The sequence below is a fragment of the Pedobacter sp. N23S346 genome, assembly GCF_048515415.1.
Classification (GTDB): Bacteria; Bacteroidota; Bacteroidia; order Sphingobacteriales; family Sphingobacteriaceae; genus Pedobacter.
In genome coordinates, this window is sequence record NZ_JBLYEE010000007.1 from 237,509 (window position 1) to 250,380 (window position 12,872).

At 39.1% G+C, this 12,872-nt stretch carries 10 protein-coding genes; 1 reads left to right on the top strand and 9 read right to left on the bottom strand.

Going from position 1 to position 12,872, the window contains the following annotated elements; genetic code table 11:
- Positions 1–19: 19 nt before the first annotated feature.
- Genes ACN1CD_RS14410 through mraZ form a run of 4 tightly spaced genes read right to left on the bottom strand, consistent with a single transcriptional unit; the run spans position 20 to position 3,887 of the window.
- Positions 20–2,116 carry a penicillin-binding protein gene (locus ACN1CD_RS14410; protein WP_419131080.1) on the bottom strand — a complete coding sequence of 699 codons (2,097 nt, stop codon included), beginning with the start codon at positions 2,114–2,116 and terminating at the stop codon, positions 20–22.
- Positions 2,106–2,528 carry an FtsL-like putative cell division protein gene (locus tag ACN1CD_RS14415; RefSeq protein WP_419131081.1) on the bottom strand — a complete coding sequence of 141 codons (423 nt, stop codon included), beginning with the start codon at positions 2,526–2,528 and terminating at the stop codon, positions 2,106–2,108. The genes ACN1CD_RS14410 and ACN1CD_RS14415 overlap by 11 nt, the downstream gene beginning before the upstream one ends.
- A complete protein-coding gene (gene rsmH / locus ACN1CD_RS14420) occupies positions 2,525–3,430 on the bottom strand; it encodes a 16S rRNA (cytosine(1402)-N(4))-methyltransferase RsmH (RefSeq protein ID WP_419131147.1) in 906 nt (301 codons plus the stop codon). The genes ACN1CD_RS14415 and rsmH overlap by 4 nt, the downstream gene beginning before the upstream one ends.
- Positions 3,420–3,887, bottom strand: coding sequence for a division/cell wall cluster transcriptional repressor MraZ (gene mraZ, locus ACN1CD_RS14425; RefSeq protein WP_419131082.1), 468 nt, complete (start codon positions 3,885–3,887; stop codon positions 3,420–3,422). The genes rsmH and mraZ overlap by 11 nt, the downstream gene beginning before the upstream one ends.
- A 406-nt stretch (positions 3,888–4,293) precedes the next feature.
- On the opposite strand from mraZ, the gene ACN1CD_RS14430 reads away from it, so the two are divergent.
- Positions 4,294–4,878, top strand: a complete 585-nt coding sequence (locus ACN1CD_RS14430) for a transposase (RefSeq protein ID WP_419131083.1) — start codon at positions 4,294–4,296, stop codon at positions 4,876–4,878.
- A gap of 152 nt (positions 4,879–5,030) precedes the next feature.
- On the opposite strand, the gene ACN1CD_RS14435 is transcribed toward ACN1CD_RS14430, so the two are convergent.
- The 5 genes from ACN1CD_RS14435 to ACN1CD_RS14455 form a co-directional block, all read right to left on the bottom strand.
- Complete coding sequence (locus ACN1CD_RS14435; RefSeq protein ID WP_419131084.1) at positions 5,031–6,224, bottom strand: phosphoglycerate kinase; 1,194 nt, start codon at positions 6,222–6,224, stop codon at positions 5,031–5,033.
- A gap of 9 nt (positions 6,225–6,233) precedes the next feature.
- Positions 6,234–6,665 (bottom strand): GNAT family N-acetyltransferase, encoded by a 432-nt coding sequence (locus ACN1CD_RS14440; RefSeq protein ID WP_419131085.1) that lies wholly within the window; start codon positions 6,663–6,665, stop codon positions 6,234–6,236.
- A 454-nt stretch (positions 6,666–7,119) separates the two neighbouring features.
- The gene (locus ACN1CD_RS14445) at positions 7,120–9,573 is read right to left on the bottom strand and encodes a glycoside hydrolase family 3 N-terminal domain-containing protein (protein WP_419131086.1); all 2,454 of its coding nucleotides are present in this window, start codon (positions 9,571–9,573) and stop codon (positions 7,120–7,122) included.
- A gap of 21 nt (positions 9,574–9,594) precedes the next feature.
- Positions 9,595–10,482 (bottom strand): alpha/beta hydrolase, encoded by an 888-nt coding sequence (locus ACN1CD_RS14450; RefSeq protein WP_419131087.1) that lies wholly within the window; start codon positions 10,480–10,482, stop codon positions 9,595–9,597.
- Between the two features lie 85 nt (positions 10,483–10,567).
- Positions 10,568–12,871 carry a glycoside hydrolase family 3 protein gene (locus ACN1CD_RS14455; protein ID WP_419131088.1) on the bottom strand — a complete coding sequence of 768 codons (2,304 nt, stop codon included), beginning with the start codon at positions 12,869–12,871 and terminating at the stop codon, positions 10,568–10,570.
- Between the last annotated feature and the right edge of the window lies 1 nt (position 12,872).

Below are 12,872 nucleotides of genomic sequence, written 5' to 3' on the forward strand. Positions count from 1 at the left end.
GTTCATTCATTCATTATATTTAATTCAATTCTATTTGTACGCCTAATCCTTTTCCAACCTTGGCACCTGCAGCGATCGACTGACTAATTACCCGGCCTGAGCCAGATACTTTTGTCTTTAAACCTGCATTCCCTAGAAGATAAAGTGCATCTTTTAATCCCATTCCGGCCACATTTGGCATCACTCCTCTTTGCTCTGTATTTTCCTGAAAAACGGCACCAGCGCTGGTATCTATAATGTTGTAATATTCAGATTTGGAAGCAAACAATGGTTTAAAACCAAATGCCTTATACACTTTTTGAGTGGCTTTACTCTGTCCAGCCTTTGTAGGCGGATTACCTGTATTGCCCACCAATCTGGTTGGAACATCGTTATACATTTGCATATCGCTGGCATAAATCCGATCGGCCACTTCTCTGAAAACCGGTCCTGAAACCAAAGCACCATAATACCCGCCTTTTGGATCGTTGATCACCACGATCATAGAGTATTTAGGCTTATCGGCAGGAAAATAACCTACAAAAGATGCTTGATATTGCTTCTTGGCTTTATATCCTTTATTGGCATCGGCTACCTGGGCTGTTCCTGTTTTACCTGCAATTTTATAAAGTGGATTATGAACATATTGCCTGCCGCTGCCTTCTGTAACCACACCTTCCAGCATACTTTTAATTTTACTTAATGTTACATCAGAGCAGATTTTATCATTAATTACCCTGGCTTTGAACTGCTCAACCGGATTACCTAACCTCCTGATTTCCTTAACAAAAATCGGCGCTACATACTTTCCATCGTTCGCAACTGCATTATAAAACGACAACATTTTAAGCGGTGTTAACTGCATCTCATAGCCATAAGCCATTTGTGGCAAAGTCATTTTTCCCCAGCTTTTGTTAGATGGATTTTTGATCACTGGTTTTGCCTCTCCGGGGATTTGCAATTCGAGCTTTTGATTTAAATGCCAATCGTATAAATGATCAGTAAATTTTTTAGGATTATCTCCATATTTGCTATTAATCAAGTAAGCAATCGCCGCATTGGATGACTGTTCAAAAGCTTTTTTAACCGTAACCACACCGATACTTCCGTGCGAATCCTTGATCATATGACCAGGAATTTTGTAATTCCCTGTCCCTACCATCATATTCGTATCTACCAGCTTATCTTCTAGCAAAGCCATATAAGATGCCAGCTTGAAGGTAGATCCGGGATCCTGATTACCTGCAATGGCATAATTGAATTTCTCTTTATAAACGCCTTCCTCTACTTTCGAAAAGTTAGCTACTGCTCTAATTTCGCCAGTGGCCACCTCCATAACGATAACCGCGCCGTGATCTGCATCATACTTGATCAATTGTTTCTCCAGCGCACTCTGCGCCAAATCCTGCATGTTTACATCGATGGTGGAAATAATATCAGCCCCATCTTTTGGCGCAACTTCGGCTTCTTCATTAACCGGGATGTATACTCCTCCGGCAATACGCTGCATTAGTCTTTTCCCGGTTTCACCGTTAATATATTCGTTGTAGGCGCCTTCTAAACCAACGCCATTTTTTACATTTTCATTTTTATAACCGATGGTTCGGGCAGCAAGCGCCTGAAACGGAAGAATTCGCTTGTTCTGCTGAACAGCGATTAAACCACCACTAAACTTACCAATGTTATAAAGGGGGAAAGTCCGGATAGTTTTCAAATCTGCATAACCTACCTTCCGGTGGATTAAAAGATACCGGGCACTATCCTGCCGGCCTTTACGCAGCATTCGGGCATATTCTTTTGCGGTTTTATCGTTAAAAATCTGCGATAATTTAATCCCCAGAGAATCTACCTTTAAGTTGAATACTTTATCTTCTGCAATACCTCCGGCGAACATATCCATCCGCAACTCATACTCAGGCACAGATGTAGCCAGCAAACTTCCATCGTTAGAATAGATATTTCCACGGGTAGCTTCTACACTTACATAACGCGTTGACAGGCTATCGGCCATCGCTTTCCATTTTTTTCCTTGCACAAACTGTACCTGACCAAGGCGCATAAACACCGCGAAAGCAAAAAGCACAATTAAGCCAAATGCCAGATATACACGAAGCAAGATGTTTGCCCTAATATTCATCGCTCTTAACAATTATTTTTTTTGGTGGTTCAATGAGTTCTTTTATCCCAAGGGTATCTACCTTTTTAGCCACTTCTGTCAATTTACTTTTGAACATCAGCTCGGCTTTTAAAGATTTATACTCCCATCTTAATTCTTTTACTTCTTTATTTAATTTATCGATCCGGCGAACATTGTTTACCGCAAAGTGGCTATTGGCAATATATACCATCCCTAAAAGGGCTAAAAAACACAGATAAGGCAAAGCATCTGTTGCCGCCTCTTTCGATACTAATCCATCATTAAAAAGCTTGCTGATAAATGAATTACTATCCATTTTCTCTTCAGCAGTTTTTGGCTTTTTAGGCGCAGCCTTTAACTCCGGTTCAGGACCAATCTCCTCCTCTTCTATATCTTCCCTGAACTTGTTCATATCTTCTCCGCAATTCTTAATTTCGCACTACGGGCACGATTATTCTGAGCAATTTCTTCATCATCAGCCATAATGGCTTTTCTGGTAATTACATTAAAAGGCTTTTGCTGATTTCCAAAAAAATCTTTCTCTACCTCTCCCTGAAACTTTCCTTTAGCCAGGAAATTTTTAACCGGTCGATCTTCTAATGAGTGATAAGACATCACCACCAGGCGACCACCAGGCTTCAATACATCAGCTGCCTGCTGCAAAAAATCTTCCAGCACTTGTATTTCAGCATTTACTTCAATACGCAAAGCCTGAAAAACCTGCGCCAGGTATTTATTTTCTTTTCCTTTCGGGATATAGGATGCAATAGCACTTTTCAGACTATCAATATCAGTGAATGGCATTTCCAAACGTGAAGTAACGATTGCACGGGCAAGTGATTTCGCATTTTTCACTTCTCCATAAATTCCGAAAAGCTTGTGTAACTTATCTTCCGAATAGGTGTTCAGCACATCTGCAGCTGTTAAGTTACGGTGCTGATCCATTCGCATATCCAAATCTGCATTATGACGGATCGAAAAACCACGTTGCGGGACATCAAACTGATGAGAAGAAACACCTAAATCTGCCAGGATTCCATCAACTTCCCTGATACCGTTTAAACGAAGGTTATTTTTTAAAAACCCAAAGTTCTGATCAATAAAAACCAAACGGTTATCATCCGGAATATTTTGTTGCGCATCAGGATCCTGATCAAAAGCGATCAATTTACCCTTAGCACTTAAATGTTTTAAAATTTCCCTTGAATGGCCGCCGCCGCCGAAGGTTACATCAACATAAACCCCATCAGGATTAATATTAAGTCCCTCAATACACGGCTGCAACATTACCGGAACATGGTAACTATTCTCCATCATCGCCCCCTTTCTTATTACCCATTACCTTTTGAGCAAGATCTGCAAAGTTTGCAGGTACATCATCGAAAATATCTTCGTAAGATTTTTTATCCCAAACCTCTATCCGGTCTAACTGACAAGCTAAAACCAAGTCGCTTCCGATACCTGCATATTCTACCAAAGATTTTGGCAGCAATACCCGACCAGCAGCATCAAGCGATAGCTCCGTTGCCCCACGGGTAAAAGCCCTTACAAAAGCACGATTTTCCTGATCGTAAATATTCAGCTTAGCAAGATCTGCTACCACTGCATCCCAAACATTTTTAGGATAGATCACCAGATTCTTTTCAAAACCACGGTTAATAATAAGCCCCTCATTTTCAGAATTAGGCAATTGTTTCTTAAGCGCAGCAGGTACCATAAGGCGTCCCTTTGCGTCAAGTTTACAATCAAATTCTCCTAAAAGTTGGGTCATAGTGGTATCTACACTTTTTATCTAGTGTAAAAGTAAATAGTTCTACCACTTTTTACCACTTTTTACCACAAAAAAGTTTTCAACATCTTTTTTGTTACATTAAAGCGGCTAAATTGAATTAAAAAACAACTTAAGTCAAACGCAATATACGCCTCAACATCTAGTAATCAATAAATTATATATCTTGTTTTTCTAAAGTGGGAAGCTAGCCCAAAGCATATCGTATACCAGCAAATCTGGGCTAATTGATCATAAATTGCATGAGTAAAGCCTCAAAATCGTTGAATGATCCTGGCCAATAGTGACTTGGTTGCACAAATTTTTCGAAATGGAACTTGAGATTAGAAGTCCTTCTTATATTACAGTTGGTAATTAACACACCGTTTCAAAATTATTATATTTAGGAATGAAATTCGAGCCCCATTCTGTTTATCATATTTATAATAGAGGAAATAATAGCCAAAAAATATTTTTCACAGAAGCAAATTATTTATTTTTTCTAGACAAGATCAGGAAAGAATTAATTCCACATGGCGATATGCTGTGCTATTGCTTAATGCCCAACCATTTTCATTTAATTATCCATTCTCACGAACTAGCAATTCCATACAAACTAAATAATGCCATAGGAATTTTGCTCAGGTCTTACACAAGGGCAATTAATCTTCAGGAACGTAGAACCGGATCTTTATTTCAGCAAAAAACGAAAGCAAAAGAACTGATAGATATGAATGATAATAACACGGTAAGTTATCTGGCAAGCTGTTCGCATTACATCCATCAAAACCCTATAAAAGCTGGCTTAACGAAGAACTTAAACGACTGGAAATTCTCCTCATACCTTGATCTTACTGGTTTAAGGAACGGAACTTTGTGCAATCAGGAATTATTTTTTCTGCTAAGCGGAATAAGAAAAGATGAATTTATTAAAGAGAGTGAAGCGATGTTAGCTTTTAAACGAAATATCTTGAAGGCATCTGACCGAAAATAGTCATCGGATGAATATAGCCTGTCGCCTGTTATTCATCCGATGACTGAAAATAAAATCCAATACCAAATTATCGAATAGTAGTCATCGGATGAATATAGCGTGTTGCCTATTATTCATCCGATGACTGAGAAATTCATCCGATAACGAAGTGATTACCCGTTAATTGCTTTAACGCCTGGTAATTCTTTACCTTCCATATATTCTAATAAAGCACCACCACCTGTAGATACGTAGCTAACTTTATCTTCCATACCGAATTTTGCAATTGCTGCAGCAGAATCTCCACCACCAATTAATGAAAAGGCACCGTTATCAGTCGTAGCGGCCACTACAGCATCAGCTACAGCTTTGGTTCCTACCTGGAAATTTTCCATTTCAAAAACACCCATCGGACCATTCCACAATAACGTTTTTGAATTTTTAATTACTTCCTGGAATAAAGCAACTGATTTCGGACCGATATCTAATCCCATCCAGTCAGCAGGAATCTGACCTGAATCTACATCTTTCTTATCTGCATCATTCGCAAACTTATCTGCAATTACCGTATCAACAGGCAAAATTAAGTTCACGCCTTTAGCTTTTGCTTTTTCGATTAATTCTAACGAAAGTTCTTGCTTATCTGCTTCTAAAAGTGAAGTACCAATTTCGCCACCTTGTGCTTTAGCGAAAGTATAAGCCATACCACCACCAATGATCAGGTTATCTACTTTATCTAATAATTTTTCAATTAACAGGATTTTATCAGAAACTTTTGCACCACCCATAATAGCTGTGAATGGACGTTCTGCATGGTTTAAGATTTTTTCTGCATTTTCTACTTCCGAAGCCATTAAGTAACCAAAGTATTTTGCATCAGGAAAAAATTGCGCAATAATTGAGGTAGAAGCATGTGCACGGTGAGCGGTACCAAATGCATCATTCACATAAACATTACCCAGTTTAGCTAATTTTTCTGCGAAAGCTACATCACCTTTTTCTTCTTCTTTGTAGAAACGTAAGTTCTCTAATAAAAGCACTTCACCCGGGAAAAGATTTTTTGCCTGGTTTACAGCATCTTCACCAATACAATCATCAGCAAATTTTACTTCAAGATCAAGCATCCGCGATAAATCACCTAAAATATGTCTTAAAGAATATTTATCAGTCGGCCCATCTTTTGGTCTGCCCAGGTGAGACATCAAGACTACAGAACCGCCATCATTTAAAATTTTTGTAATGGTTGGAAGTGCAGCACGCATTCTTTTATCATCGGTTATTTTAAATTCATCATCTAAAGGCACATTAAAATCTACCCGGATTAGCGCTTTTTTATCTTTAAAATTTAACTGATCAATTGTTTTCATGTTTATATATTATTTTAGTTTTAGTCTCATTTCGTAATGGAAACCGATGCCAGGAATGTCAAATTCTGGTGATTCATTGATAAATCCTATTTTTTTGTAGAATGCTGCGGCCGTAGATCTGGCATTGCACCACAGGTAATCGGTATTATATTCCTTCAGGTAATCGATGGCGAAGTTGATTAAAGCTGCTCCATAACCCCTACCGCCGAAATCGGGGTGTGTGGCCATTCCGCGAAGCTGATACCCCTCTCCTTCCTCAGGAAAAAAATCGTTACGCATAAAGGTAGCTACCGACCTGATTTTGTTATAGTCTACATAGCCTAAATGAAAAGTATCATAAGCCTTATCGCCATCAAAAACACATTCTTCCAAAGGCTTACTATTCCTAAGCATCAGGCTTCTAAGCGGAAGAACTTCTTCGGGAAGAATGAATTTAACCATATTTACTTAATCAAAAAGTGTGTAACTACTAACAAGATAGATACAGGGTTGTTTTCAGTGCGTTCGCAAAGTTAGCAAAGCATTTGAAACCTGATTAAAATTGATTAAGAATTTTGATGACCTATTAGCAATGGGCAATTTATCACATTAAATAAAAAAGTATAGATCTATAAAAATGCACCTTATTTTGTGCATAATTTAGTTAAATGCACAAAATAAGGTGCATTATTGATATTTTAGTTTTGGCATGTACTGTATTTTGCGCAAATTCCATTAAAATTAAACGAAGCGAAATAGAACTGATGGCTAAGGCATTTAAGTTTGGCTAAAGTCTGATAATATTAAGAAAGTAACAGACTAACCTCACCCTTGAACAGAAAGAAACTCCTTTATAATCTAAAGAAAAGGCAGCCATAAAATCACCGTCAATGCGATTTTATGGCTGCTTATCAAATTATTTACTTTTAAGCTCGTTTACCGGAGCGGTTAAGGCAAAGGCTTTATGAACTTTTTCTACTTCCAGTTCTTTAGCTAAAGAAAATTCTGCAGATTGTTTAATAGCTAATGATGAAGCACCAATAGCTACTTTATAATTCCCGGCTTCGGCCACCCAGGCACTTTTACTTTCAATAAATGAAGCTAAATCTTTCGGAGATAAAGTGAGTTGCAGGGTTTCTGATTGACCAGGTTTTAACAACTTTGTTTTCGCGAAAGCCTTTAACTCTGCTACTGGTTTATCAATATTCTGGTGAGGTGCAGAAAGATAGAGTTGTACAACCTCCTTTCCAGCCACTTTACCAGTATTTTTTACCATTACTGAGGCTGTTAACTTTCCATTAAAAGTTTGGCTACTCAGTTTAAGATTCGAATATTCGAAGTTGGTATACGATAATCCGTAACCAAATTCGAACGATGGTTTTACCTTGAACGTATTAAAATAACGGTAACCTACATAAATTCCTTCTTGATAGGTTACGTTTTCCGGGTTTGTGGCAGGTATACCTAACCAGTTTTTCGCCGAAGGTGTGTCTTCATACTTCACAGGAAAAGTCATGGTTAATTTTCCTGAAGGGGTAACTTTTCCACTAAAAATATCGGTTACAGAATTTCCACCTTCCTGGCCAGGCTGCCAAGAGAGTAAAATGGCATCTACTTTATCTTTCCAGCTAGCGGTTTCAATCACGCCACCAATATTTAGAATCACCACTACTTTTTTGCCTTTGGCATGAAAAGCTTCAGTAACGTTATTAATTAAGTTTACTTCATCAGCTGCCAGATTAAAATCGTTATCTACTGTTCTGTCTCCACCCTCACCCGAATTTCTTCCGATAGTAATTACAGCCAATTCAGTAGATGCTGCCTTTTTAGCAATTAAATCTTTACTCAAATCTAATTCTGGTAATCTTTGTGGCAATGCTAGAATTCCACGTTTTTTACGACTTTCTAACTCTGCAGCTTTTTCTTTAGCGGCAAAAGGAGTATACATCGTTTTGAGTTCTGCATCTAATTTATAACCACCTTTTTCCAACCCTTCAATTAGCGAAACTGTGTAAGCCTCATTTACATCACCACTTCCGGTTCCACCTGCAATAAAATCATAAGAAGTTACACCAAACGCTGAAATGGTCTTTTCTTTGGTTTGGTAAGGCAATAAATTATTCTCGTTTTTAAGCAAGATCATTCCTTCTGCAGCTGCATTTCGGGTTACTTCGGCATTGGCCTTTAAGTTTGGCTTATCAGTATATTTATATTTCGCCATGGTTGGCGATTTAAAAACCAGTTCCAAAATTCTTTTAATGTTGGTATCCACCACCGCTTTTGAAAGCTTACCATTTTTCATATTTTCTAAAATGGCTTTTTTCTGAGCAGGAAGTCCGGGCATCAACAAATCGTTTCCAGCATCAAGCTGGGCGACAACATTACTGGTTCCACCTTGTAAGGAACTAAAACCAGCGTATCCGCCAAACCAATCGGTCATTACAATTCCTTTAAAACCCCATTCCTCGCGAAGAATGTTGGTTAATAAATCTTTTCGTGCAGAAGTATAAGTTCCGTTGATCAGGTTGTAAGACGACATAATCGTCCATGGGTTTGATTCTTTTACCGTAATTTCAAAGCCTTTTAAATAAAGCTCACGCATGGTTCTTTCCGTAATGTGCTCATTAATCGAAAGGCGATTGGTTTCCTGGTTATTGGCGGCGAAGTGTTTAACAGAAGTACCCACACCATTTGACTGAATCCCATTTACCATAGCTGCAGCAATTTTGCCAGATACCAGAGGATCTTCTGAATAGTATTCAAAATTGCGTCCGTTTAAAGGATTTCTGTGAATATTCAGCGCCGGCGCCAAAAGCACATCCACGCCATATTCTTTCACCTCATTCCCCATGGCTTTACCAACACTTTGAATCAGTTCGGGATTCCAGGTAGAAGCCAATGCCGTACCAACGGGAAAAGCGGTACAGTAATAGGTGTTTTTATCGTTCTCACGAATGGGTTTGATGCGCAATCCGGCAGGACCATCCGCTACAATAATCTCTGGAATACCTAAACGTTTAATGGCATAGGTACCTCCTGCAGCACCTGGAACGCGACCTTCAATGGCGCCAACAACTGGCGTTAAACCATCAAAGCCTGGCATTCCGGTTCCCATTAACATCGAAGCTTTTTCATCATCAGTCATTTTACTGATCAGATCATCAACTCGTTCACTAATTGATAGTCGATAATCTTCGTATTTGTCTAATTTACCGTTACCGTTTAAATCATCGAAAGTGAAACCATTAATGGTAATTTTCGGTGATTTTTCATTGCCTTTCGGAGTGCCATTTTTCCATGCCACATTCGAGAAAACCAATGCACCCATTAGCGAAAGCTTTAAGGCCTGGTTTACATGATGCTTTTTCATATTATTATCTATTTAGTTATCTTAATTCATTAATTTGTGGTTCTTCAACCAATCTTCAAACCGATCAACCCAGCTATCTACAGGCAGGTTTTGTTTGCCCATACCAAATCCATGACCACCTTTTTCATACATATGCAGCTCAACCGGATAGCCGCCTTCGAGCCATTTATTGTATACCTGAATGCTTCTTGGGGCCAGCTTTAACTGATCATCTGAAGCAGCACATACGAACAATGGTATGGTTAGCTTTGGCAATGGCTTTTGTAACAGTTCTGCGGAAACACCTCCATAAATAGACGCTGCAAAATTTGGCATGAAAGTGCTGTTGTTATTTAACACGGTTTGCATGGCGACCGTACTGCCCGCAGAAAAACCGATGATGCCAATCTGATTGGTTTTTACGCCTAGTTTAGCCGCATTTTCATATACATATTGAAGGGCTTTTTTACCATCCTGAGCTGCCATTTCGATTAATGGTAAAGCACTTTTTTCAAATGCTGCACGGTCTTTCAGCTTATCCATCATTTCCTTTGCAGGATCATTAGAAATGGTTTCCAACAAGCGGTATTTCAATACCAGTGCGGTAATTCCCTTTTCACTTAGTCTCTTGGCTAAATCAATTCCTTCCCTGTTGATAGATAAACTCTGGAAGCCGCCACCTGGAGCAATTACGATGGCTGTACCTGTATTTTTCACGCCTTCTGGCACCTTATAAACCAAAACTGATGGATCAGTTACATTGTACACCACTTCTGTTTTAAACCGCTCGGAATAAACCTGTGCTTCTTTTTGCTTCCAGTTTTCAGATCCTGGTGCTTTGCCATTGTATAGTTTAATTGCTTCCTGTGCTTTAATCGAAAAAGAAAAGCTGAGTGCAGTAAATAGTAATAAAGGGATTTTATTTTTCATGGGATTCTATTTTGTTATTGTTAATCGAAATTTCAAAACACTATCTTAAATCTGATAGCATCTGAATAGCTTAAAATTTCAGTCGTTATTTTTTATATTTTTCTGTTCTCGCATCTTTGATTACGCCCTTCCAGTTTAAGCCATAACCAAAATCGTAGCGGTTCCCATCTGTATCCTGATGCGGAATTAAATCAAAAGGAACATCTTCTTTCTGGTTTTCGACTGTTTTCATATTAGCAGGCATTTGTAAAGGCAACAAGCCGGATGGTTCGGTTTTGCCTGAAATAATATCTAAAACAGCTTGTGTGGAAACTCCAAAATTCAACACAATGCCATTTACATTTTTCTCAAACTCATTAAAAATCATCGGTTTTGATGCGGTAACTGAAACGATAACCGGTTTTTCTTTCATCATTTCGCGGGTATCCAGAATGGTCCGCAAATCCATGGTATTGGATGCAGTAACTGTTTTCCCTTTGTAATTGCGGTCTTTTATAGTTGCATCTATTACCGGATCGCCTGCAGCAATACTTTTTGATCGGGCATATTCAGCCGTGTAAGTGCCGTACTGTAAAGAAATTGGAACATAGCCATTACTTCCGTCATTGCGATCGTTGATATCATAACCACCTTCTACGCTTTGCGGACTGGTTACAAACACGATCGCAAAATCTGCTTTCTCTGGCACATCGGTTACGTTGTAATATTTTTTAACCAAATCGATATTTACCGGATAATCTAACTTTGCAGCGGTATAAATTCCCCACCAATCTTTAGTAGGTGCCGTATAAATCTTGGGGATATAAACGGTTTGCTTCTCTTTCATAGGAAGAACATTCCCTTTGTTTTTCAGCATCACTATTGATTTTAATTGCGCATCATAACCCGCTTTCATAAATTCAGCATTGCCAACAATGGCTTTGGTTTCAGCTACGTCTAGATAAGGATTTTCGAACAAACCAACACGAAAAATATTCTTGAGTAAACGAACCGCAGATCTTTCAAAACGAGCCCTCATAAACTTTTCACCGTATTCTTTCACGCCCATTTGATATGCTTCGAGCACTGGCTTTTTATCATTATTTCCACCAAACTGATCTACACCTGCCATTAAAACCTTATAGTGTCTTTCTGCAATACTTAAAGCTTCGGCACCCCAGGGTTTACCTGCAAAAAGATTTGGCGTTTTCCCTTCATCACCAGTTACCAGCCAATCCGTACAGACCACGCCGTCGTAGCCATATTTATCGCGAAGTAAATCTGTAATAATGTATTTACTAAAGCCATTGGCTACGTTTTCTTTATATTTTTTATCCTGGTTAAAAGTGATGGTGTAATAAGGCATTACAGCCGATGCTTTACTGGTTTTTCCATTCAATTTAAAGGCACCATTTACAAAAGGATCGATGTGTTGTTGCAAATTATTGCCTGGGTAAACCGTAAATTTTCCATAGGCCCAGTGCCCATCTCGCCCACCTTCTTCTGCACCGCCACTTGGCCAATGCTTAACCATGGCATTTACACTTTGATAACCCCAGCCATCCTTAATTTCATCTTTTCCATAAGAGGTTTGAAAGCCATCGATGTAAGCACGCCCCATATCGGTTGTTAAAAGCGGACTTTCACCAAAAGTCATCGAGATGCGGTACCAGCGTGGTTCGCTTCCTAAATCTACTTGCGGAGATAATGCCGTAGCAATACCTAATGCCCTGTATTCTTTCGCCGCGATTTGCCCAAACTGTTCTACAATTTTAGGATCAAAAGTAGCGGCCATCCCTAAGCCATCAGGCCACATGGAAATTTTTCCTCCGGCACCTGCATTAAATTCGCTGGTGGCTAAAGCAATGTGCCGGGGATCTGAACTGTTATTCGCCGGAATGCCTAAACCAATGCCTTCGACAAAAGCCTGTACATTATTATTCCAGATGGCTGCAATTTCCGGCGATTGAACACTCGTGAGTAGCACGTGACGCAGGTTATCATCCTTTAAAAAAAGCTTTTGCTGATCGTTTAAATCTGATGCTTTTGCTTTGCTTTCCGGAAACACTTTACCATTGTAAGTACCCATATTGTAACCTGCCACACCAGCTGGCAAAGCCTGATGCCTGCTATAAAGCATTAAGCCAGCAATCTGCTCAACCGTCATTTTAGAAGCCAGATCTTTCGCCCTTTCTTCTACGGATAAACGCCAATCTTCATATCGATCAAGTTTGCCGTTTCGGTTAAGGTCTTTAAACTTTAAACCGCCTACAGATAAAATTTTTACACCCGAATTTGCTGAATACCCAAGGGTGGCTCCGCTATTGTTTTTAATAGTGGAGAATTGTTGGGCACTTAAGGATAAACTCCCCATAAGTGCAATGGTAAAAGTTGCTGTAATTTTTTTCATT

Bases quoted from the DNA above. Each gene is read 5' to 3' on its own strand.
- rsmH (WP_419131147.1), bottom strand. From the start codon at position 3,430: ATGGAGAATAGTTACCATGTTCCGGTAATGTTGCAGCCGTGTATTGAG.
- ACN1CD_RS14430 (WP_419131083.1), top strand. From the start codon at position 4,294: ATGAAATTCGAGCCCCATTCTGTTTATCATATTTATAATAGAGGAAAT.
- ACN1CD_RS14455 (WP_419131088.1), bottom strand. From the start codon at position 12,871: ATGAAAAAAATTACAGCAACTTTTACCATTGCACTTATGGGGAGTTTA.
- ACN1CD_RS14450 (WP_419131087.1), bottom strand. From the start codon at position 10,482: ATGAAAAATAAAATCCCTTTATTACTATTTACTGCACTCAGCTTTTCT.
- ACN1CD_RS14435 (WP_419131084.1), bottom strand. From the start codon at position 6,224: ATGAAAACAATTGATCAGTTAAATTTTAAAGATAAAAAAGCGCTAATC.
- ACN1CD_RS14415 (WP_419131081.1), bottom strand. From the start codon at position 2,528: ATGAACAAGTTCAGGGAAGATATAGAAGAGGAGGAGATTGGTCCTGAA.
- ACN1CD_RS14440 (WP_419131085.1), bottom strand. From the start codon at position 6,665: ATGGTTAAATTCATTCTTCCCGAAGAAGTTCTTCCGCTTAGAAGCCTG.
- ACN1CD_RS14445 (WP_419131086.1), bottom strand. From the start codon at position 9,573: ATGAAAAAGCATCATGTAAACCAGGCCTTAAAGCTTTCGCTAATGGGT.
- mraZ (WP_419131082.1), bottom strand. From the start codon at position 3,887: ATGACCCAACTTTTAGGAGAATTTGATTGTAAACTTGACGCAAAGGGA.
- ACN1CD_RS14410 (WP_419131080.1), bottom strand. From the start codon at position 2,116: ATGAATATTAGGGCAAACATCTTGCTTCGTGTATATCTGGCATTTGGC.